This window comes from Streptomyces sp. NPDC043878, from assembly GCF_056435735.1.
Genome location: NZ_JBWKDW010000005.1, coordinates 184,336 through 206,181 on the forward strand (window position 1 = coordinate 184,336; position 21,846 = coordinate 206,181).

The following is a 21,846-nucleotide window of genomic DNA, read 5'->3' on the forward strand; positions in this document are numbered from 1 at the left end:
GCCGGCCCCGTACCAGTGCGGGCCGGGTCCCTAGCCCTTCGCCGGCAGCAGTGGGCCCACCGGGTCCCGCGCGGGCGGGGTCCGTGGCAGGGCGTACGGCAGGGCCCCGTACCAGAGGCCTGCCACCGTGAAGCCGAAGGCCAGGCAGATCATGCCGCCCACCGCGTCCAGCCAGAAGTGGTTGGCGGTGGCCACGATGACCACCAGGGTCACCGCCGGGTAGAGCAGGCCCAGCACCCGCACCCACGGCACCCTGGCCAGCGCGAAGATCGTCAGCCCGCACCACAGGGACCAGCCGATGTGCATCGAGGGCATCGCCGCGTACTGGTTCGACATGTTCTTCAGGTCCCCCGAGGCCATCGAACCCCAGGTCTGGTGGACCGCGACGGTGTCGACGAAGTGCCCGCCGTTCATCAGGCGGGGCGGCGCGAGCGGGTACAGGTAGTAACCGGCCAGGGCGACGAGGGTGGTCGCGAAGAGCACCAGACGCGTCGCCGCGTACCGGCCGGGATGGCTGCGGTACAGCCACACCAGGACACCCAGCGTGAGCACGAAGTGCAGCGTCGCGTAGTAGTAGTTCATCCCGACGATGAGCCAAGTCACCGAGTCGAGACCGTGGTTGACCGAGCCCTCGACGGCGATGCCGAGGTGGTGCTCCATCCGCCACAGCCAGTCGGCGTTGCGCAGTGCCGCTCCGCGCTGCTCCGGGACCGCGTTGCGGATCAGCGAGTACGTCCAGTAACTCACCGCGATCAGCAGGATCTCGAACCACAGCCGGGGACGGCGGCGGGTGCGCAGCCGGCGCAGGGGACCCCGCCCCGCCGCCTCGTTCGTGACGGGGTGCGGAACGGCCTCTGTACGGCCTTCCAGAGTCGTCACGGTGGTATCACCCATAGACACGAAGTCTGCCAGAAAAGCCTTCCCCACCGATCATCCACGGGACGGGTCCGAGCCGCATGTTCTACGGCGGAGAGACCATCGCCTCTCCTACCAGGGCACTGCGGGGAACCGGCGTCTCTCCGCCCTACGGACGATTACGGGCCCCGGGTGCCGAAGCCGTCGAACCGCGCACCACCAGCTCCGGCATGAACACGAACTCGCTGTGCGGCGCGGGTGTTCCGCCGATCTCCTCCAGCAGCGTGCGCACCGCCGCCTGACCCATCGCGGGCACCGGCTTGCGGACCGTGGTCAGGGGCGGGTCGGTGAACGCGATCAGCGGGGAGTCGTCGAAGCCGACCACGGAGACGCCCTTGGGGACGTCCAGGCCGCGCTGCCGGGCGGCCCGTATCGCGCCCAGCGCCATCATGTCGCTGGCGCAGACCACCGCCGTGCAGTCCCGCTCGATGAGCGCGGCCGCGGCTGCCTGGCCGCCCTCCAGCGTGTAGAGGGAGTGCTGGACGAGCTGCGACTCGACGGTCTCCGCGGTCAGCCCCAGCTCGTCCTGCATCGCGCGGACGAAGCCCTCGATCTTGCGCTGCACCGGCACGAACCGCTTCGGACCGAGTGCCAGGCCGATCCTGGTGTGCCCCAGGGACACCAGGTGCGTGACCGCGAGGCTCATCGCGGCCCGGTCGTCGGGGGAGATGAACGGCGCCTGCACCTTCGGCGAGAAGCCGTCGACCAGCACGAACGGCACGCCCTGCGCACGCAGCTGCTCGTAGCGCTGCATGTCGGCGGTGGTGTCGGCGTGCAGACCGGAGACGTAGATGATGCCGGCGACCCCGCGGTCCACCAGCATCTCGGTCAGCTCGTCCTCGGTGGACCCGCCCGGGGTCTGGGTGGCGAGGACCGGCGTGTAGCCCTGCCGCGTCAGCGCCTGGCCGATGACCTGGGCCAGCGCCGGGAATATGGGGTTCTCCAGCTCCGGCGTTATCAGGCCCACCAGGCCCTCGCTGCGCTGCCGCAGACGCACCGGACGTTCGTAGCCGAGCACGTCGAGTGCGGCCAGGACGGACTGGCGCGTGGTGGCGGCGACGCCGGGCTTGCCGTTGAGGACGCGGCTGACGGTCGCTTCGCTCACCCCCGCCTGAGCTGCGATGTCGGCAAGCCGGGTGGTCACAGGGGTGGACTGTACCGGTCGACCTTCACCTTGCACACCGATCGGACGCCGGGCACGAGCGGTCGAACGAGCCTGTGGGGGTTGCTGCGTCATCGCGGTCCCTCGTGTTCTGGTGGGCTTCTGCCACGCGCTACAGCAAGAGCTTGCAGGGCTTGCAGAGTCTTGCACAACCGGGTCCGTGCCCGCTCAGGGACCGCACCGCATGGTTTCCGCCGGGTCCCGGCGAGGTCACGGCGGGGTAACTCCACGGCCCTCTTGCACTTTTTTGCTGCAAGGTCTTTCGCGGCGCTTACATCGCTGTTACGTTCACGTCGCCCGACGGCGTCCCCCACTCTCGACCTCATCGAGCGGGCGGGGCCCCCATCGGCGCAGTCGGCAAGTCGACAGGAGCGCGGACGGGACCGCCTCCTGTGAGCACACGGGCTTTTCACCCTCAAGGAGAACTCATGCGGCGTGGCATAGCGGCCACTGCGCTGGTGGCGTCCCTCGCCCTCGCGGCGACGGCCTGCGGCGGGAACGACAGCGGCAGCGACAAGGCGGACGGCCCGGTCACCATCACCTGGTGGGACACCTCCAACGCCACCAATGAGGCCCCGACGTACCAGGCCCTGGTCAAGGAGTTCGAGGCCGCCAACAAGGACGTCAAGGTCACGTACGTCAACGTCCCCTTCGACCAGGCGCAGAACAAGTTCGACACGGCCGCCGGTTCCAAGGGCGCCCCGGACATCCTGCGCTCCGAGGTCGGCTGGACCCCCGCCTTCGCGAAGAAGGGCTTCTTCCTGCCGCTGGACGGCACCGAGGCCCTCGCGGACCAGGCCAAGTTCCAGCCCAGCCTGATCGAGCAGGCCAAGTACGAGGGCAAGACCTACGGCGTACCGCTGGTCACCGACACCCTCGCACTGGTCTACAACAAGGCGCTGTTCAAGAAGGCCGGCATCACCGAGGCCCCCAGGACCTGGGACGAGCTGAAGGCCGACGCCTCCAGGATCGACGCCAAGGAGAACGTCTACGGCTACTGGGGCTCCACCCAGGCCTACTACGCGCAGACCTTCCTCTACGGCGAGGGCACCGACACCGTCGACGCCGCCGCGAAGAAGATCACCGTGAACTCGGACGCGGCGAAGAAGGGCTACGGCACCTGGAAGAGCCTCTTCTCCGGCCAGGGCCTGCACAAGGCCGACACCACCGCCGACGCCTACGCCCACATCCAGGAGGCGTTCGTCACCGGCAAGGTCGCCTCGATCATCCAGGGCCCGTGGGAGATCACGAACTTCTACAAGGGCTCGGCGTTCAAGGACAAGGCCAACCTCGGCATCGCCACCGTGCCGGCCGGCTCCACCGGCAAGGCGGGCGCCCCGACCGGCGGCCACAACCTCTCGGTGTACGCCGGCTCGGACAAGGCCCACCAGCAGGCGTCGCTGAAGTTCCTGAAGTTCATGACCTCGGCGAAGTCCCAGGAGACGATCGCCCTGAAGAACTCCACGCTGCCGACGCGTGACGACGCCTACACCACCGCCGTCAAGGCCGACCCGGGCATCGCCGGCTACCAGGGTGTCCTGGCCGCCGCCCAGCCGCGCCCGGCCCTGCCCGAGTACAGCTCCCTGTGGGGTCCGCTGGACACCGAGCTGGTGAAGATCGCGGGTGGCAACGAGTCCCTGGACAAGGGGCTCGCCAACGCCGAACTCGCGATCGGGAAGCTGGTCCCGGACTTCAGCAAGTAAGCCCGCGTGGCCGCCGGATCGCCCGCGAGCGATCCGGCGGCCACCGGCCTGTGCGCCGTACTCCCCGATCCAAGCTCCTCACGAAGGTTGTCGAACCATGACAGTCGCCATCGACCGCGCGACCGGAAAGACCCGGGGCGACCACGGGTCACGCCCCGGGCCGCTCCAGCGGCTCAGGCACGGATACCAGAAGCACTGGTACGCGTACGCGATGATCGCGCCGGTGGTCGTCGTGCTCGGCGTCCTCGTGATCTATCCCCTGGTGTACGGCCTCTACCTGACCCTCACCGACGCCAACAGCCTCAACACCGCCCGCACGATCGGCGTCAACCACATCGACGCCGCCTACCAGTTCATCGGCCTCGACAACTACGCCGACATCCTGTGGGGTCCGACGGCCTACGACCGCTTCTGGTCGCACTTCGTGTGGACGGTCGTGTGGACCGCGCTCTGTGTCACCCTGCACTACTGCATCGGCCTGGGCCTGGCCCTGCTGCTCAACCAGAAGCTGCGCGGCCGCACCCTGTACCGGCTGATCCTGATCCTGCCGTGGGCCGTGCCGACCTTCGTCACCGTCTTCGGCTGGCGCTTCATGCTGGCCGACGGCGGCATCATCAACAACGCCCTCGACGTGCTGCACCTGCCGTCACCGCTGTGGCTGGAGGACACCTTCTGGCAGCGGTTCGCCGCGATCATGGTCAACACCTGGTGCGGTGTCCCCTTCATGATGCTGTCGCTGCTCGGCGGCCTGCAGTCCGTCGACTCCACCCTGTACGAGGCGGCCGAGATGGACGGGGCCAGTGCCTGGCAGCAGTTCCGGTACGTCACCCTGCCGGGCCTGAGGTCCGTCAGCTCCACCGTCGTCCTGCTCGGCATCATCTGGACCTTCAACCAGTTCGCCATCATCTTCCTGCTGTTCGGCAACACCGCCCCCGACGCGCAGATCCTCGTCACCTGGGCGTACTACCTCGGCTTCGGACAGCAGCCGCGTGACTTCGCGCAGTCGGCGGCCTACGGCATCCTGCTGCTGGCCATCCTGATCGTCTTCACCTCCTTCTACCGCCGCTGGCTGAACCGCAATGACCAGCAGCTCGCGATCTGAGGCAGGAGCCCCCATGAGCACCACCACCGTCGAGACCCCCGGCGCGGTCACCGGGCCGGGCCCCGCCGCCGCGCCGCGCAGGGTCCGCCGCCGCGGCGAGAGCGGCCCCGCCGCCCGTCTCGTCTCCCACGGCCTGCTGGTCGCGGCGAGCCTGATCGCGCTGTTCCCGGTCGCCTGGCTGGTCTACCTGTCCCTCGGCCCGGACAAGGACGACTACCTGCACCCCGGCGGCATCTGGCACAAGATGACGCTCGACAACTACGCGTTCGTCCTGCGGCACACGAAGTTCTTCGACTGGCTGCAGACCACGCTGATCGTCACGCTCGGCACCACGGCCATCGGTGTGATCATCTCCGCCACCACCGGCTACGCGGTCTCGCGGATGCGCTTCCCGGGCTACAAGAAGTTCATGTGGGTCCTGCTGGTCACCCAGATGTTCCCGGTCGCCGTCCTCATGGTGCCGATGTACCAGATCCTCTCGGACCTCCAGCTCATCGACACCTACCTCGGTCTCGTCCTCGTGTACTGCTCGACCGTCGTCCCGTACTGTGCGTGGCTGATGAAGGGCTACTTCGACACCATCCCGTTCGAGATCGACGAGGCGGGACGCGTCGACGGCCTGTCCCCCTTCGGCACGTTCGCGCGACTGATCCTGCCGCTCGCCAAGCCGGGCCTGGCGGTCGCCGCGTTCTACAGCTTCCTCACGGCGTTCGGTGAGGTCGCGTTCGCGTCGACGTTCATGCTGTCCGACACGAAGTACACCTTCGCCGTCGGCCTGCAGACCTTCGTCAGCGAGCACGACGCGCAGCGCAACCTCATGGCCGCCACCGCGGTACTGATCGCCATACCGGTCTCCGCGTTCTTCTACTTCGTGCAGAAGAACCTGGTGACCGGCCTGACCGCCGGCGGCACGAAGGGCTGACACCCCCTTGGCTCCCGCGCGCCTGACCGCGCGCGGGTGGCGGCCGCGGTGCCCATCCGACCCCGCAGCACCGCGGCCGCCTCGTCACCCGCCGCCCCACCACCGCCATACGACCAGAAGGCCCGCTCCCGCCTCCGCCCGAGCGGGGGCCCCATCGCTTCAAGGACGCCATGAGCCAGTACTCCGCCGACCCGGCACCGAACTCCGCCGTCGCCACCGTCGCCCAGCGCCGCGACTGGTGGCGGGACGCGGTGATCTACCAGGTCTACCCGCGCAGCTTCGCCGACAGCAACGGCGACGGCATGGGGGACCTGGAGGGCGTACGCTCCCGACTCCCGTACCTGCGCGACCTGGGCGTGGACGCCGTGTGGCTCAGCCCCTTCTACGCCTCGCCGCAGGCCGACGCCGGCTACGACGTCGCCGACTACCGGGCCGTGGACCCCATGTTCGGCAACCTCCTGGACGCCGACGCGCTGATCCGCGACGCCCACGAGCTGTCCCTGCGGATCATCGTCGACCTGGTCCCCAACCACTCCTCCGACCAGCACGAGTGGTTCAAGCGGGCGCTGCGCGAGGGCCCCGGATCGGCGCTGCGGGACCGCTACCACTTCCGTCCGGGCAAGGGCGCGAGCGGTGAACTCCCGCCCAACGACTGGGAGTCCATCTTCGGCGGGCCGGCCTGGACCCGGGTCACCGAGCCGGACGGCACGCCGGGGGAGTGGTACCTGCACCTGTTCGCCCCCGAGCAGCCCGACTTCAACTGGGAACACCCCGCCGTCGGGGACGAGTTCCGCTCCATCCTGCGTTTCTGGCTCGACATGGGCGTGGACGGCTTCCGGATCGACGTGGCGCACGGCCTGGTGAAGGCGGCGGGCCTGCCGGACCTGGGCTCCCGCGACCAGGTGAAACTGCTGGGCAACGATGTCATGCCGTTCTTCGACCAGGACGGCGTGCACGAGGTCTACCGGCAGTGGCGCACGATCCTCGACGAGTACTCCGGAAGGGAGAAAGGGCCCGAAGGGCCTTCCCCGGAAGGGCGGGGGCAGGTGACGGATGGGCGGATCTTCGTGGCCGAGGCGTGGACTCCGACGATCGAGCGCACCGCCAACTACGTGCGCCCCGACGAGCTTCACCAGGCCTTCAACTTCCAGTACCTGGCGACCGCGTGGGACGCCGGGGAGCTGCGCGAGGTCGTCGACCGCACCCTGGAGGCGATGCGCCCGGTCGGTGCCCCCGCCACCTGGGTGCTGTCCAACCACGACGTCACCCGGCACGCCACCCGCTTCGCCAACCCGCCGGGCCTCGGCACCCAGATCCGCCTGGCCGGTGACCGCGAACTCGGCCTGCGCCGGGCCCGCGCGGCCTCCCTGCTGATGCTGGCGCTGCCCGGCTCGGCCTACGTCTACCAGGGCGAGGAGCTCGGCCTGCCGGACGTGGTCGACCTGGCGGACGAGGTGCGCCAGGACCCCGCCTACTTCCGGGGCGAGGGCCAGGACGGCTTCCGCGACGGCTGCCGGGTGCCGATCCCGTGGACGCGCACCGGGACGTCGTACGGCTTCGGCGGCGGGGGCAGCTGGCTGCCGCAGCCGGCGGGTTGGGGCGAGCTGAGCATCGAGGCGCAGACCGGGGTGGCGGGCTCCACCCTGGAGCTGTACCGGGCCGCCCTGGCGATCCGCCGGGAGCGGCCCGACCTGGGCGCCGGCGACTCGGTGGAGTGGCTGCGGGCGCCCGAGGGCGTCCTGGCCTTCCGGCGCGGGGACTTCGTGTGCGTCGCGAACACCGGCGGCGAGTCCGTGACGACCCCGGCGTACGGCCGCGTGCTGCTCGCCAGCGGTGAGGTCACCGAGGCGGACGGCGAGGCGAAGGTGCCCGCCGACACGACGGTGTGGTTCGCCACGGCCTGACCGGTTCCGGGCCGGCCGCCCGACGGCCCGCCAAAGTTCTCGCATCAACTTCCCTCGGCCCGCTGCCTTTTCAGGCAGCGGGCCTCTAACATCTGCGTCACCGCAAGATTGCTGCAAGATTTCAGCACGTCTTCGACGAGACGTCAGTACGCCTTCAAAGACGAAGGAACCCCACATGGCACGCAGAACCCTCTCCGGGGCGCTCGCCCTCGCGGCCGCCGCCCTTGTCATGAACCCGACTAACGCACACGCCTCCCCGCCCGGCACCAAGGACGTCACGGCCGTCCTCTTCGAGTGGAACTTCGCCTCGGTGGCCCGGGAGTGCACCACCACGCTGGGCCCCGCGGGGTACGGCTACGTCCAGGTCTCCCCGCCCGCCGAGCACATACAGGGCTCGCAGTGGTGGACCTCCTACCAGCCGGTGAGCTACCGGATCGCGGGCCGGCTCGGCGACCGGACGGCCTTCCGGAACATGGTGAACACCTGCCACGCGGCCGGGGTGAAGGTGGTCACCGACACCGTCATCAACCACATGGCGGCCGGCAGCGGCACCGGCACCGGCGGCTCGTCGTACACCAAGTACACCTACCCCGGCCTGTACTCGTCCTACGACTTCGACGACTGCACGTCCCGGATCACCGACTACGCCGACCGGTGGAACGTCCAGCACTGCGAACTGGTCGGCCTGGCCGACCTCGACACCGGCGAGAGCTACGTCCGCCAGGCCATCGCCGGCTACCTGAACGACCTGCTGTCCCTCGGTGTCGACGGCTTCCGCATCGACGCGGCCAAGCACATCGACACCGCCGACCTCGCCAACATCAAGTCACGGCTGACCAACCCGGGCGTGTACTGGAAGCAGGAGGTCATCTACGGCAGCGCCGAGGCCGTCCAGCCCACCGAGTACACCGGCAACGGCGACGTCCAGGAGTTCCGCTACGCCTACGACCTCAAGCGGGTCTTCACCAACGAGAACCTCGCCTACCTGAAGAACTACGGTGAGGGCTGGGGCTACCTGAGCGGCTCGGGGGCGGGTGTCTTCGTCGACAACCACGACACCGAGCGCAACGGCAGCACCCTGAACTACAAGGACGGCGCCACCTACACCCTGGCCAACGTCTTCATGCTGGCGTACCCCTACGGAGCCCCGGACATCGACTCCGGCTACGAGTGGTCCGACGCGGACGCGGGACCGCCCAACGGCGGCGCGGTGAACGCCTGCTGGCAGGACGGCTGGAAATGCCAGCACGCCTGGCCGGAGATCAGGTCGATGGTCGCCTTCCGCAACAGCACCCGGGGCGCCGCGATGACCGACTGGTGGGACGACGGCAACGACGCCATCGCCTTCGGCCGTGGCCCCAAGGGCTATGTCGCCATCAACCACGAGTCGGGCTCGCTGACGCGGACGTACCAGACGTCGCTCGCGGCGGGCACGTACTGCGACGTGCAGAACAACACCACCGTGACCGTGAACGGTTCTGGGCAGTTCACCGCGACCCTCGGCGCCAACACCGCCCTGGCGGTCTACGCGGGGAAGTCGGGCTGCTGACCCCCTGACCCCGTCGCGTACCGCGCGTGGTGACAGCAGGCGACGCGCGGTACGCGAGGGGCCGGTCGACTGCGCGGGTCAACTCCCGTTCCTGAAACTTCTTTCCAATGGTTTCAGGACTCTTGCTGTAAACCTTTCGACGGCGATACGGTCGCGCGGGGTCGGACCCACGAGAGCCGCGATCGCAAGGAGTCCACGTCAGTGATACCGAGATGGCCGGTGCCGTCGAGGCGCCGCAGTGCCCATGCCGCGCGAGTCGCCGCGGTCACCGTGACCGCGCTGGCCGCGGCGCTCGTCCAGCCGCTCGCCGCCCGCGCCGCCACCCCGCCGCCGCCCCCGTCCGACGCGAGGCTCGCCGCCGAGCCCGCCCGGCACGACGACACGCGCGAGCAGTTCTACTTCGTCATGCCGGACCGTTTCGCCAACGGTGACACCGCCAACGACCGCGGCGGCCTGACCGGTTCCCGGCTGTCCACCGGCTACGACCCCACCGACAAGGGCTTCTACCAGGGCGGCGACCTCAAGGGCCTGACCGGCAGGCTCGACTACATCAAGGGCCTCGGCACCACCGCCATCTGGATGGCGCCGATCTTCAGGAACCAGCCCGTGCAGGGCACCGGCAAGGACGCCTCCGCCGGCTACCACGGCTACTGGATCACCGACTTCACCCGGGTCGACCCGCACTTCGGCACCGACAAGGACCTGGAGAACCTCATCTCCAAGGCCCACGCCAAGGGCATGAAGGTCTTCTTCGACGTCATCACCAACCACACCGCCGACGTCGTCGACTACCAGGAGAAGTCCTACAACTACCTTTCCAAGGGCGCCTTCCCGTACCTCACCAAGGACGGGAAGCCGTTCGACGACGCGGACCACGCGGACGGCACCAAGGGCTTCCCGCCGGTGGACACCGACTCCTTCCCCCGCACGCCGACGGTCCCCGCCGCGAAGAAGAACGCCAAGGTCCCGTCCTGGCTCAACGACACGACGATGTACACCAACCGCGGCGACTCCACCTACGCCGGCGAGTCCACCACGTACGGCGACTTCTCCGGTCTCGACGACCTGTGGACCGAGCGTCCCGAGGTGGTCAGCGGCATGGAGAAGATCTACCAGCGGTGGGTGCGGGACTTCCGTATCGACGGCTTCCGGATCGACACCGTGAAGCACGTGAACATGGAGTTCTGGACGCGGTGGGCGACCGCCCTCGACGCGTACGCGGCCAGCCAGGGGCGCAGGAACTTCTTCATGTTCGGCGAGGTCTACTCCGCCGACACCTCCGTCACCTCGCCGTACGTCACCCAGGGCCGCCTCGACGCCACCCTCGACTTCCCCTTCCAGGACGCGGCCCGCTCGTACGCCTCGCAGGGCGGCAGCGCGCGGAAACTGGCGGCCGTCTTCGGTGACGACTACAAGTACACGACCGACAAGGCCAACGCCTACGAACAGGTCACCTTCCTCGGCAACCACGACATGGGCCGCATCGGGTACTTCCTGCACCAGGACAACCCCGGGGCCACCGACGCCCGACTGCTGAAGAAGGACAGGCTCGCCAACGAGCTGATGTTCCTCAGCCGCGGCAACCCCGTCGTCTACTACGGCGACGAGCAGGGCTTCACCGGCTCCGGCGGCGACAAGGACGCCCGCCAGACCATGTTCGCCTCCAAGGTCGCGGACTACCTCGACGACGACGAGATCGGCACCGACCGCACCCACGCGAGCGCCGCGTACGACCCGAAGGCACCGCTCTACCGCCAGATCAGCGCGCTGTCCAAGCTCCGCAGGGACAACCCGGCCCTCGCCGACGGTGTCCAGACGGAGCGGTACGCCGCGGACGGCGCCGGTGTGTACGCCTTCTCCCGCACCGACGCGAAGACCGGCACCGAGTACGTCGTCGCCGTGAACAACGCCGACGAGGCGAGGCCGGCGACGTTCACGACGGGCTCGGCGAACATGAACTTCCGGGCTCTCTACGGCACTTCGACCTCGGTGAAGAGCGACGCGGACAAGAAGGTCGACGTCACCGTCCCGGCCGGTGCGGCGATCGTCCTCAAGGCCGCGGGCCGGCTCGCGGCCCCCGCGTCGAAGCCGACGCTGACCCTGAAGGCCCCCGACGCCGGCGCCACCGGCACCGTCGAGCTGTCGGCGGACGACGGGGGCACCTCCCGGTCGAGCGAATCCGGCGGTGGAGGAGACGGCCGGCTCGACCGGGTCGTCTTCGCCGCCCAGACCGGCAACGGGGCCTGGCGCACCCTCGGCTCCGCCGACCACGCCCCGTACAAGGTCACCCAGGTCATCGGCGCGGACGTACCGGCCGGAACGGCGCTGCGCTACAAGGCCGTCGTCATCGACTCGGCGGGCCGCACCGCGAGCGCCACGGCCACGTCCGTCACGGGTACCCCGGCCGCCCCGGAGGTCCCGGCGGCCTCCTCGCGCGACTACGCGATCGTCCACTACAAGCGCACCGACGACGACTACACCGACTGGCGCCTGTACGCCTGGGGCGACCTCGCCGACGGCGAGTCGACGACCTGGCCGGCCGGCCACGACTTCGTCGGCCGGGACGCCTACGGCGCCTTCGCCTACGTGAAGCTGAAGCCCGGCGCCTCCACGGTGGGCTTCCTGGTCATCGACAAGGACGGCAACAAGGACGTCGCCGGCGACCGCACGATCGACGTCACCAGGACGGGTGAGGTCTGGGTCGAGCAGGGCAAGGACACCGTCCTCACCGAGCGGCCCGGCCACCCCGCGCAGGACAGGACCAGGGCGGTCCTGCACTACCACCGCGCCGACGGCGACTACACCGGCTGGGGCCTGCACACCTGGACCGGCGCCGCGACGCCCACGGACTGGACGAAGCCCCTCGAACCGGTGCGGACCGACTCCTACGGCGCCGTCTTCGAGGTGCCGCTCGCCGACGGCGCCACCAGCCTCAGCTACATCCTCCACAACGGCGACGAGAAGGACCTGCCCACCGACCAGTCCCTCGACCTCACGGCGAACGGCCACGAGGTGTGGCTGCTCGGCGGCCAGGAGCAGTACCTGCTGCCGCAGCCGGCCGGGTCCGCCGCCGCGCTCGACCTCACCACCTCCAAGGCGGTCTGGATCGACCGGGACACCGTGGCCTGGAACGGCTCCGACGCGGCCGCCTCCACCCAGCTGCTCTCCTCCCGCGACGGCTCGATCGCCGTCAGGGACGGCGCGCTGACCAGTGACGACGAGCGCTGGCTGCGCCTGTCGAAGACCACCCTCACCGACGCCCAGAAGGTGAAGTTCCCGCACCTGAAGGACTACACCGCCTGGTCCGTCGACCCCCGCGACCGCGACCGGGTGCGTGAGGCGCTGCGCGGCCAGCTCGTCGCCTCCCAACGCGCGGTGAACGGCGCGGTGCTGGCCGCGACCGGCGTGCAGACCGCGGGCGTGCTGGACGACCTCTACGCCGGCGCGACCAAGGCGGCACTCGGCCCCACGTTCCGCGCCGGCCGGCCCACCCTGGCCGTCTGGGCCCCGACGGCACGCCGGGTCGCCCTGGAGACCGGCCGTTCCACCGTCGCCATGAAGCGGAACGACACCACCGGCGTCTGGTCCGTCACCGGGCCCGCCTCCTGGAAGAACACGCCGTACCGGTACGTCGTGACGGTGTGGGCGCCCAGCGTGCGCAAGGTCGTCACCAACAAGGTCACCGACCCCTACTCGCTCGCCCTCACGACCGACTCCCGGCGCAGTCTCGCCGTCGACCTGCGCGACCGCTCCCTCGCCCCGGAGGGCTGGTCCACCCTGGCCAAGCCCAGGGCGGTACCGCTCAGGGACGCCCAGATCCAGGAACTGCACGTCCGGGACTTCTCCGTCGCCGACCCGACCGTGCCGGCCCGCGACCGGGGCACCTACCTCGCCTTCACCGACCGCGGCAGCGACGGCTCGAAGCACCTGCGTGAGCTGGCGAGGTCGGGCACCTCGTACGTGCACCTGCTGCCCGCCTTCGACATCGCCACCATCGCCGAGAAGAAGACCGACCAGGCGAGCCCCCACTGCGACCTCGCCTCCTACCCGGCCGACTCCGACAAGCAGCAGGAGTGCGTGTCCGCGGTCGCCGCGAAGGACGCCTACAACTGGGGCTACGACCCCTTCCACTACACGGTCCCCGAGGGCTCCTACGCCACCGACCCGAACGGCACCGGCCGTACGGTCGAGTTCCGCAGGATGGTCAAGGCGCTCAACCAGGACGGCCTGCGGGTCGTCATGGACGTCGTCTACAACCACACGGCCGCCAGTGGCCAGGCCGACACCTCCGTGCTCGACCGGATCGTGCCCGGCTACTACCAGCGGCTCCTCGCCGACGGCTCCGTCGCCACCAGCACGTGCTGCGCGAACACCGCCACCGAGAACGCCATGATGGGCAAGCTGGTCGTCGACTCCCTCGTCACCTGGGCCAGGGAGTACAAGGTCGACGGCTTCCGCTTCGACCTCATGGGCCACCACCCGAAGGCCAACATCCTCGCCGTCCGCAGGGCCCTGGACGCGCTGACCCCCGCCAGGGACGGCGTCGACGGAAAGAAGATCATCCTCTACGGCGAGGGCTGGAACTTCGGTGAGGTCGCCGACGACGCCCGCTTCGTGCAGGCCACGCAGAAGAACATGGCCGGCACCGGCATCGCCACCTTCTCCGACCGGGCACGGGACGCCGTACGCGGCGGCGGGCCCTTCGACACGGACCCCGGCGTGCAGGGCTTCGCGTCCGGGCTGTACACCGACCCCAACTCCTCCACCGGCAACGGCACCCCGGCCGAACAGAAGGCCCGCCTGCTGCACTACCAGGACCTCATCAAGGTCGGGCTGAGCGGCAACCTCGCCGCCTACGGCTTCACCGACACCGACGGCAAGCACGTCACCGGCGCCGGCGTCGACTACAACGGCGCCCCGGCCGGATACGCCGACGCGCCGGGCGACGCCCTCGCCTACACCGACGCGCACGACAACGAGTCGCTGTTCGACGCGCTGACGTACAAACTGCCCCAGGACACCTCCCCGGCCGACCGGGCCCGCATGCAGGTCCTCGCCATGGCGACGGCCACCCTCTCGCAGGGGCCCTCGCTCTCCCAGGCCGGCTCCGACCTGCTGCGCTCCAAGTCCCTGGACCGCAACTCCTACGACAGCGGCGACTGGTTCAACGCCCTGCACTGGAACTGCGCGGACGGCAACGGCTTCGGCCGCGGACTGCCGCCGGCGGCCGACAACGCCTCCAAGTGGTCCTACGCCAAGCCGCTGCTGAGCACGGTCAAGGTCGGCTGCGCGCAGATCGAGGGCGCCTCGGCCGCGTACCGGGACCTGCTGCGCATCCGGAGCACGGAGCACGTCTTCTCCCTCGGCACGGCCGCCCAGGTCCAGTCGAAGCTGTCCTTCCCGCTGTCCGGTAAGGACGAGACACCCGGTGTGATCACCATGAGACTCGGTGACCTCGTCGTCGTCCTCAACGCGACGCCCGAGGCGAGCGAGCAGCGGATCGGCGCGCTGGCCGGGACCGGCTACCGGCTGCACCCGGTGCAGGCGGCGGGCGCCGACCCGGTCGTCAGGTCCGCGGCATACGACCGGGGATCGGGCACGTTCACCGTTCCCGGGCGGACTGTGGCGGTATTCTCCCCGTCCGCGTGAAGCAGGCACTACCTTGGTGGGGCAGGCCACGAACCTCGGCCTGTCCCACCGCTGTTGTCCGAGGGCAGAAGAAGAGTGGACGTCAACGGCAAGCTGACGGGCGCGATCGTGCTGGTCGTGGACGGCGTCGAGGCGAGTCGGCTCGCCACGACCACCGTCCTGAGCCGGGCCGGTCACCGGGTCGTCCCCGTCGGCAGCGGTGCCGAGGCGCTCGCCGAACTCGAGGTACGGCTGCGCAAGGGAACCCTGCCCGACGTGGCCCTGGTCGACGTGCGCCTGCCGGACATGAGCGGCTTCGAACTGTGCGGCCTGCTCAGGCAGCGGCCACGCATGTCCGGCCTGCCCGTCGTGCACTTCTCGGCCACGGCCGCCGCCCCCGTCGACCGCTGCCAGGCCCTCGACGAGGGCGCCGAGGCGTACCTCACCGTGCCCGCCGAGCCCGAGGAGATCGAGGCGGCCGTCCGGGCCGCGGTGCGCTCCGCCCGGATGCGGGCCGACGACCAGGCGCTGGTACGGCGCCTGACGCTGCTCTCGGAGACCATCGTCACCATCCAGGCGGCGCGCTCCCTGCCGGAACTCGTCGACGCCGCCGCCGACGGCACCGCGCGGATCACCGGCACACCCGCCGCCGTCTTCGTCCTCGACCAGGACGGCGAGCTGTACCGCGGCCTCTCCCGGGACCGCGGCTTCGTCGCCCTGCCGGACGAGGGCGCCCACCGGACCGTGGCCGGTCTGCTGAGGCGCCTCAGCCGCGGCCACTCCGGGGTGCGGATCACCACGGTGCCCGCGCCGCTGTGGCCCACCGGGTTCTTCCGGCCCGGCGTGCGGCACGACGCCCGGCTGGCCTTCGCCCTCACCCAGGACGGCCAGGCCCCGGTGTGCCTGACCGTGCCCACCCGCGGGCTGCGCCGGGCGGGCCCCGAGGCCGAGGCCATGCTGGCCCAGCTCGCCCAGGCCACCGCGTTCGCCGCCCAGCCCCTGCTCATGTACCAGGTCGAGCGGCACGTCGCCCTCACCCTCCAGCACAGCTTCCTGCCCCGGCCGCACCGGCTGCCCGAACTGCCGGGCGTGGACGTCGCGGTGCGCTACGTCCCGGCCTCCCGGCAGACCGAGATCGGCGGCGACTTCTACGCGGCGCTGCGCACCGACGAGGGGGTGCTCACCGCCGTCGGGGACGTCGTCGGGCACTCGCTGGACGCGGCGACCGTCATGGTCGAGATGCGGCACGCGCTGCGCGCCCACTGCGTCGAGGAGAGCGACCCGGCGGTGCTCGCCGAGCGCCTCGACCGGATGCTCCAGCGCTACCACCCGTACGTCACGGCCACCGTCTGTCTGGTCCTGGTCGACCCGGCCACCGGACGCACCCGCGTCGGCAACGCCGGCCACATCCCACCGCTCATCGTCCGGGAGACCGGTGGCGCCGACTACGTCAAGGCCGCCGGACCCCTGCTCGGCGTGGGCCTGCCCCACCCCGCCCCGACCGAGCTGTTCCTCGAACCCACCGACCGGCTCCTCATGGTCACCGACGGCCTGATCGAGACCCGGGGCACCGACCTCGCGGCCTCCATGGAGCAGCTCCGCGCGGCCGCCTCCGGCGCGCTGACCGGACTGGACGCCCTGTGCGACACGCTCCTGGCCTCCTTCGGCCACGACCGCGAGGACGACATCGCCATGCTCGCGCTGAGACTGACGGACTAGCGCCGCGACGGGGCGAACGTTGCCTTCCTCGGCACCGGCGCGGCACTAGGCTGGGACTCCCGCCTCACCGGACCAGGAGCCCGCATGCCGCAGATCGCCGTCGACTACTCCGAGCAGCTCGCCGAGGGCTTCGACCGGCGCGGGTTCGCGCGCGGACTGCACGAGGCCGTGGTGGAGATCGCGGCCGCGAAGTACGAGGCGTGCAAGACGCAGTTCCGGGCCACCGAGGACACGACGGTGGGCCTGGACGAGGACGGTCACGCGGTCGTCCACGTCACCCTCGGGCTGCTGGCCGGCCGAACCGACGAGACGAAACAGCGGCTCACCGAGACCGTCCTGGAGTTGCTGCGCCAGTACGTCAAGCCGGCCGGGGGGCTCGCGCTGCACGCCTCCGCCGAGGTGCGCGACCTCGATCCGTCGTACCGCAAGTTCGAGAGCTGACCGGACCGCTCAGGTCGCGAGGGCGATCAGCCGGACGGCCAGGTCGCCGAACGGCCCCTCCGAGGGCTCGTCCTTGAGGATCCGGCGCAGCAGTGCGGTCATCTCCTCGTCGTAGGCGGCGCTCACCGCGGCGAGCGCCGCGAAGTCGTGCACGAGCTGCACCTCCAGCTCGCCGCGCGGGATACGGCGGCCGTCCAGCCACAGCAGCGCCGTCGACTCGGCGAGCGAGATCCAGGAGCGGACGACCAGTTCCAGCCGCGCGGGCGGATCGTCCACCCCCAGGTGCGAAAGGATCTGGACATACGCCGCCTGCCGCACCGAGTCGATGAGCGCGTTCGTCGTCGAGGAGCCGACGGCCGGTCCGCCGCGCATCAGCGCCGAGAAACCGGGCCCGTGGTCGTCGACGAAGTCGAAGTAGCGGCGCATCACCCGCAGCAGCCTGCCCCCCAGCGGGCCCTGGTGCGGCTCGGTGAACCGGCCGGCCAGATCCTCCGAGGCACGCTTCAACGCGGCTTCGTACAGGCTGAGTTTGCCGGGGAAGTAGTGGTAGACCAGCGGACGCGAGATACCTGCCGCCGACGCGATCTCGTCGATGGAGACCTCGTCGGGCGAGCGGCGGCTGAACAGTTCGAGGGCGACCCCGATCAACTGCTGCCGCCGTTCGTCGACGCCCATCCTGCGGCGCACCCCGGTAGTCATACGAACACCTTACCGATCGGATCCGGCCTTCCACGGACAGGACCGGTCAGGGGTGTTCACAGGTCCAGCACCAGGCGATCGCCCCGGGCCCGCGACACACAGATGAGCATCGAGTCCGCGCGTTCCCCGTCGGTCAGCCACTCGTCCCGGTGCTCCACTTCCCCCGCCAGCACCCGCTGCCGGCACGTCCCGCAGAAGCCCTGCTCGCAGGAGTAGACGGTGTCCGGCAGTTCCGCGCGGACGGCGGCCAGCACCGTGGACCCGGCGGGCACCGTCAACGTCCGCCCGCTGCGCCGTAGTTCGACCTCGAAGGCGCCGTCGCCGGACGACGGCCCGGGCGGCGCGAACCGCTCCAGGTGCAGGGCCGGCCCGGCCGGCAGCCGCTCCTCGACGGCCGCCATGAGTCCCGGTGGCCCGCAGCAGTACACGGCGGTGTCGGCGGGCAGGTCCGCGAAGAGCGCGCCGAGGTCGGGCCGCCCGGCCTCGTCCCCGGCGACGACGGTGACCCGGTCCCCGCCGAGCTCTTCGAGTTCCGCCAGGAACGGCATCGAGCCACGCGTCCGCCCGCCGTACAGCAGCCGCCATCGCGCGCCGTCCGGCAGGGCCCGCAGCATCGGCAGGACCGGAGTGATGCCGATGCCGCCGACGACGAAGAGGAAGGAGTCGGCCGGCACCAGCGGGAACCGGTTCCGCGGCCCCCGCACCTCCAGCTCCGTGCCCTCCCGCACCCGCTCGTGCACCTCGCGCGAGCCGCCCCGCCCGTCCCCGGCCAGCCGGACGGCGACGGTGTACGACGTGGTGTCCCGGGGGTCGCCGCACAGCGAGTACTGCCGTACCAACCCCGACGGCAGCACCAGGTCGAGGTGCGCCCCCGGTTCCCAGCGCGGCAGGTCACGGCCCTCCAGCCGCAGCCGGACGACCCCGTCGGCCACCGTCTCGCGCGAGGTGACCCGCACCTTCGCCGTCCGCGACCGGGGCCGCCCGGAGACCGGCGTGGGCAGGGCGGGCAGCGGCCACAGCGGCGAGGTCCGGATGCGGCGCCGCACCGCCCGCCGGGCCAGCAGGGTGGCGCCCGCGAGGGCCGTGACGGTCCACACCCGTGCCATCACGCGCTCTCCCTGTCCATGTCGGCTGCGGCCGCGTCGGCAGCGGGCGTATCGGCTGCGGCGGCGGCGGCGGCGGCCGTGTCGGCGGCGGCCGTGTCGGCGGCGCGCGCCGCGGGGGAGGACGCCAGGTAGGCGACGGCCTGCGCGGTGGAGCCCTGCTGGGAGGGGTGGTACGCGCGGCTCAGATAGCGCGGGACGGACCGGAGCAGGGCCTCGGTCGCCGGCAGGGTGCCGCGCCTGCCGCGCGTGTGGAAGTCCCTGAAGGGGGCCCTCCCATCGGTGAGCGTCGGGTCGTTCGCCATGAAGAAGCGGGCCCCGCGCTGCCAGAGGAACACCAGCGCCGCGAACGCGATCGCCCAGGTCCGCGCGCGCCGCCGGTACCCCCCGTCGACGTGCAGGAACAACTCGAAGGCGACGGAGCGGTGTTCAACCTCCTCCGCGCCGTGCCAGCGCAGCAGGTCCAGCATCGTCGGGTCGGCACCCCGCCGGTCGAGCTCCCCGGCGTTCAGGATCCAGTCGCCGAGGAAGGCGGTGTAGTGCTCGATCGCCGCGATGATCGCGACCCGTTCCATCAGCCACCACCTGCGGGCCCGGCCCGGGGGCAGCCGCCGGTCGCCGAGCAGCTTCTCGAAGAGCCAGTCGACCTGCGCGGTGTACGGCGTCGGGTCCAGTCCGAGCTTCCGCAGGTGCGGCAGGACCTCGTCGTGGGCCTGGGAGTGGATCGCCTCCTGCCCGATGAACCCGATGACGTCCGCGCGCAGCCGCTCGTCCCGGATGTGGGGCAGCACCTGCCGGTAGACGTGCACGAACCACCGCTCACCGGCGGGCAGCAGCAGGTGCAGCACATTGATGGTGTGTCCGGCGAAAGGGTCTCCCGGCACCCAGTGCAGGGGGGTGTCCTCCCAGGAGAAGGACACCTTCCGGGCCTTCAGCGGGACGCGCTCGGACTCGATCCGCCGGGGCAGCTTGTTAGACATGACGTCAATGTACTGACGGGTAAGTCGGGGGGAAACCCTCCTGCGGCAACTGGTGCCCGAGCAACGGTCCACAGGCCGGCGCGCGCCCTCATCCCAGTCCGCTGATCGACCGCCCGTCCTCCAGGGTCCCCTTCAGCCCCGCCTGTGCGCCCTGTTCGGCCCGCACGGCCAGCAGGCCGCCCCGCGCGGTGCCCTCGACCCCGCCCGTCGCACTGATGGAAGCGGTGTCCCGGCTGGCCGCCGCGAGCAGGTACCAGGAGCCCTGCTGCGACTTCCACAGCACCCCGGCCAGCACATGCGGGTCGCGCGGACCGCAGGACGGCACGTTCTCCGCCTTCGCCGTCACCGCCCCGTACGCCCCGCCCGGCGTGTGGAACTGGGCCAGCACGCGCGTTCCGCCGCCCCGCCAGGTCTCCGCCCGCGTGCACACCCAGTCCGCCGATCCGCTCGCGTCCGGCAGCGGCTGCGAGGCGTACGCCCAGGCGTTGACGCCGCGCACGCCCGCCGAGCGCATCGACGCCAGCGAGCAGGCGAACGGCGACCAGGTGCGCAGGGCCTGCGCGCCGGAGGCCTCGCCGGTGTACCCCGGCCGGCCCGCGGTGAGATGGGCGGGGACCAGCTCGCCGAGGTCGCTGAGCAGCCGCGTACCGGACTGGTCCGTCACCTGGAGGACGTTCCAGGACGTGCAGGAGCCGGTCTGCGGGGCGGAGGCCACCGGCGAGGTGACGCCCCCGGCGAGAGTGAGTGCCATCTCGCCGGCCCCCGGCTTCAGCAGGTCCCGCTCGGCCGCCTTCCTGACCCAGGGGGCCGTCAGATAGCGGACGTTGCCGTCCGACCGGCCCAGCACCACCGCCTCCGCGCCGGCCCCGGTCGCGCCGTCGACCCGCGCGAAGTCGAGGGCCGCGCCCCGCTTGCCGTCCTTCGGCTCGGCGTAGCGGGCGATGCGCAGACCGTCGTAGAAGATCACCACGCGCGCGTTGTCCACGAGCCCCGCGTACAGCAGCTGGGGCGGGCCGGCCGGGCCGCCGGACGGGGTGCCCGGGGTCGCCGAGACCCGGACGTTCTCCCCGGGGCGGGCCCAGACGGCGAGGGCCCGGCGCAGCAGCGCGCTGTCGCCGGTCAGGTCGCCGCGCGCGGGCCAGACCGAGAAGTCGGTGCGCGCGGAGGACTCCCACGCCGTGGCCGCGACCCTGGTCAGCAGGCCAGGGTCGAGGGCGGCGCGGGCCGCCGGGTTCTGCGCGGAGGCGGGGGCGGCGGCGCCGTCGGGGCCCCAGCCGCCGCCGGGCAGGGCGAGCAGTGCCCCGGACACCACGACGGCCGCCGCGGCGGCGAGCGCCGCCTTCGTGTGCTGTCGGCGCCGCATCAGGTCGGTGGGCCGGGCCTGGAGCGAGCAGGGGTCGAACTCGGGGGACTCCAGCAGCGGGTACCGCTCGGTGTGGCCGTCCGCCTCCCGCAGCGCCGCCTCCGTGTCCTCCACCCCCGCGGCCTTCAGCACCTTGCGCAGGACGCCGTCGGGGAGCTTCTCCAGGCCGCGCAGCACGTACGCGGCGCGGGCCGGCCCTGACAAGGTGGACAGCCGCTGTTCCAGGGCGAGTTCGTCGGCGCCGCCGGAGCGCGGGAACAGCCGCAGACCCCACACCTGGGGCAGCAGCGGCGGCAGCTGGGACCGCTTGGGCCAGGCACCGAACCCGAGCGGCCGGCCGGCCTCCAGCGCCGCACGGACGACCTGGAGGCGGAGGTAGGCGTAGCCCGGGTCGCCGTCCCGGCCCGTCGACTGCGCCGGGATCACGGAGGCCGAGGCCCGGCCGCGGGGCAGGGCGCGCTGGGTGAGGGCGTGCGCGGTCAGGACCCGCCGCTTGCGGCCCAGGCCCGGCGGCAGCACCAGATAGGCGAGCCGGACCAGCCGTGGGTAGTGCTCGACGAGCGCTGCCTCGGCCTGCTCGACGCCGACGACGGGGTCGGCGGAGGAGGAGGCGGCGGGTCCGGGGCGCGGGGCGACATCCTGTGGCTGCACGTTCA

Annotated in this window: 14 protein-coding genes; 8 read left to right on the forward strand and 6 right to left on the reverse strand. The window is 71.2% G+C overall.

Going from position 1 to position 21,846, the window contains the following annotated elements; all coding sequences use genetic code 11:
* Nucleotides 1–30: 30 nt before the first annotated feature.
* Both AC07AZ_RS09805 and AC07AZ_RS09810 read right to left on the reverse strand, forming a co-directional pair.
* Nucleotides 31–894, reverse strand: coding sequence for a phosphatase PAP2 family protein (locus AC07AZ_RS09805; protein ID WP_478845647.1), 864 nt, complete (start codon nucleotides 892–894; stop codon nucleotides 31–33).
* Nucleotides 895–1,024: 130 nt separating this feature from the next.
* The gene (locus AC07AZ_RS09810; RefSeq protein WP_478845649.1) at nucleotides 1,025–2,059 is read right to left on the reverse strand and encodes a LacI family DNA-binding transcriptional regulator; all 1,035 of its coding nucleotides are present in this window, start codon (nucleotides 2,057–2,059) and stop codon (nucleotides 1,025–1,027) included.
* Nucleotides 2,060–2,505: 446 nt separating this feature from the next.
* Between AC07AZ_RS09810 and AC07AZ_RS09815 the strand changes: the two genes are divergently transcribed.
* The 8 genes from AC07AZ_RS09815 (at nucleotide 2,506) to AC07AZ_RS09850 (ending at nucleotide 17,045) form a co-directional block, all read left to right on the forward strand.
* Entirely contained in the window at nucleotides 2,506–3,780 is a 1,275-nt protein-coding gene (locus tag AC07AZ_RS09815; protein ID WP_478845651.1) for an extracellular solute-binding protein, read from the forward strand.
* 97 nt (nucleotides 3,781–3,877) lie between these two features.
* Complete coding sequence (locus AC07AZ_RS09820) at nucleotides 3,878–4,882, forward strand: carbohydrate ABC transporter permease (protein ID WP_478845653.1); 1,005 nt, start codon at nucleotides 3,878–3,880, stop codon at nucleotides 4,880–4,882.
* Nucleotides 4,883–4,895: 13 nt separating this feature from the next.
* A complete protein-coding gene (locus AC07AZ_RS09825) occupies nucleotides 4,896–5,804 on the forward strand; it encodes a sugar ABC transporter permease (protein WP_478845655.1) in 909 nt (302 codons plus the stop codon).
* Nucleotides 5,805–5,974: 170 nt separating this feature from the next.
* A complete protein-coding gene (locus AC07AZ_RS09830) occupies nucleotides 5,975–7,708 on the forward strand; it encodes a glycoside hydrolase family 13 protein (RefSeq protein ID WP_478845657.1) in 1,734 nt (577 codons plus the stop codon).
* A gap of 175 nt (nucleotides 7,709–7,883) precedes the next feature.
* Nucleotides 7,884–9,257, forward strand: a complete 1,374-nt coding sequence (locus AC07AZ_RS09835) for an alpha-amylase (RefSeq protein ID WP_478845659.1) — start codon at nucleotides 7,884–7,886, stop codon at nucleotides 9,255–9,257.
* 201 nt (nucleotides 9,258–9,458) lie between these two features.
* Nucleotides 9,459–14,906: a pullulanase-type alpha-1,6-glucosidase gene (gene pulA / locus AC07AZ_RS09840; RefSeq protein WP_478845661.1), complete on the forward strand. Its 5,448-nt coding sequence runs from the start codon at nucleotides 9,459–9,461 to the stop codon at nucleotides 14,904–14,906.
* Between the two features lie 75 nt (nucleotides 14,907–14,981).
* Nucleotides 14,982–16,604 carry a SpoIIE family protein phosphatase gene (locus AC07AZ_RS09845; RefSeq protein WP_478845663.1) on the forward strand — a complete coding sequence of 541 codons (1,623 nt, stop codon included), beginning with the start codon at nucleotides 14,982–14,984 and terminating at the stop codon, nucleotides 16,602–16,604.
* 84 nt (nucleotides 16,605–16,688) lie between these two features.
* On the forward strand, nucleotides 16,689–17,045 hold the full coding sequence (locus tag AC07AZ_RS09850; RefSeq protein ID WP_478845665.1) for a 5-carboxymethyl-2-hydroxymuconate Delta-isomerase: 357 nt from the start codon (nucleotides 16,689–16,691) through the stop codon (nucleotides 17,043–17,045).
* Nucleotides 17,046–17,054: 9 nt separating this feature from the next.
* Here AC07AZ_RS09850 and AC07AZ_RS09855 read toward each other — a convergent pair whose 3' ends face one another.
* The 4 genes from AC07AZ_RS09855 to AC07AZ_RS09870 all read right to left on the reverse strand — a co-directional run bounded on the left by AC07AZ_RS09855 (nucleotide 17,055) and on the right by AC07AZ_RS09870 (nucleotide 21,841).
* A complete protein-coding gene (locus AC07AZ_RS09855; protein WP_478845667.1) occupies nucleotides 17,055–17,744 on the reverse strand; it encodes a TetR/AcrR family transcriptional regulator in 690 nt (229 codons plus the stop codon).
* Nucleotides 17,745–17,800: 56 nt separating this feature from the next.
* On the reverse strand, nucleotides 17,801–18,850 hold the full coding sequence (locus AC07AZ_RS09860) for a PDR/VanB family oxidoreductase (protein WP_478845669.1): 1,050 nt from the start codon (nucleotides 18,848–18,850) through the stop codon (nucleotides 17,801–17,803).
* Nucleotides 18,850–19,827 (reverse strand): metal-dependent hydrolase, encoded by a 978-nt coding sequence (locus AC07AZ_RS09865; RefSeq protein ID WP_478845671.1) that lies wholly within the window; start codon nucleotides 19,825–19,827, stop codon nucleotides 18,850–18,852. The genes AC07AZ_RS09860 and AC07AZ_RS09865 overlap by 1 nt, the downstream gene beginning before the upstream one ends.
* Before the next feature lie 88 nt (nucleotides 19,828–19,915).
* Nucleotides 19,916–21,841 (reverse strand): hypothetical protein, encoded by a 1,926-nt coding sequence (locus tag AC07AZ_RS09870; RefSeq protein ID WP_478845673.1) that lies wholly within the window; start codon nucleotides 21,839–21,841, stop codon nucleotides 19,916–19,918.
* Between the last annotated feature and the right edge of the window lie 5 nt (nucleotides 21,842–21,846).

What these genes read in the sequence shown, in the direction of transcription:
- AC07AZ_RS09805 (WP_478845647.1), bottom strand. Translation starts at nt 894, where the DNA reads ATGGGTGATACCACCGTGACGACTCTGGAAGGCCGTACAGAGGCCGTT.
- AC07AZ_RS09815 (WP_478845651.1), top strand. Translation starts at nt 2,506, where the DNA reads ATGCGGCGTGGCATAGCGGCCACTGCGCTGGTGGCGTCCCTCGCCCTC.
- AC07AZ_RS09820 (WP_478845653.1), top strand. Translation starts at nt 3,878, where the DNA reads ATGACAGTCGCCATCGACCGCGCGACCGGAAAGACCCGGGGCGACCAC.
- AC07AZ_RS09825 (WP_478845655.1), top strand. Translation starts at nt 4,896, where the DNA reads ATGAGCACCACCACCGTCGAGACCCCCGGCGCGGTCACCGGGCCGGGC.
- AC07AZ_RS09830 (WP_478845657.1), top strand. Translation starts at nt 5,975, where the DNA reads ATGAGCCAGTACTCCGCCGACCCGGCACCGAACTCCGCCGTCGCCACC.
- AC07AZ_RS09835 (WP_478845659.1), top strand. Translation starts at nt 7,884, where the DNA reads ATGGCACGCAGAACCCTCTCCGGGGCGCTCGCCCTCGCGGCCGCCGCC.
- AC07AZ_RS09850 (WP_478845665.1), top strand. Translation starts at nt 16,689, where the DNA reads ATGCCGCAGATCGCCGTCGACTACTCCGAGCAGCTCGCCGAGGGCTTC.
- AC07AZ_RS09855 (WP_478845667.1), bottom strand. Translation starts at nt 17,744, where the DNA reads ATGACTACCGGGGTGCGCCGCAGGATGGGCGTCGACGAACGGCGGCAG.
- AC07AZ_RS09860 (WP_478845669.1), bottom strand. Translation starts at nt 18,850, where the DNA reads ATGGCACGGGTGTGGACCGTCACGGCCCTCGCGGGCGCCACCCTGCTG.
- AC07AZ_RS09865 (WP_478845671.1), bottom strand. Translation starts at nt 19,827, where the DNA reads ATGTCTAACAAGCTGCCCCGGCGGATCGAGTCCGAGCGCGTCCCGCTG.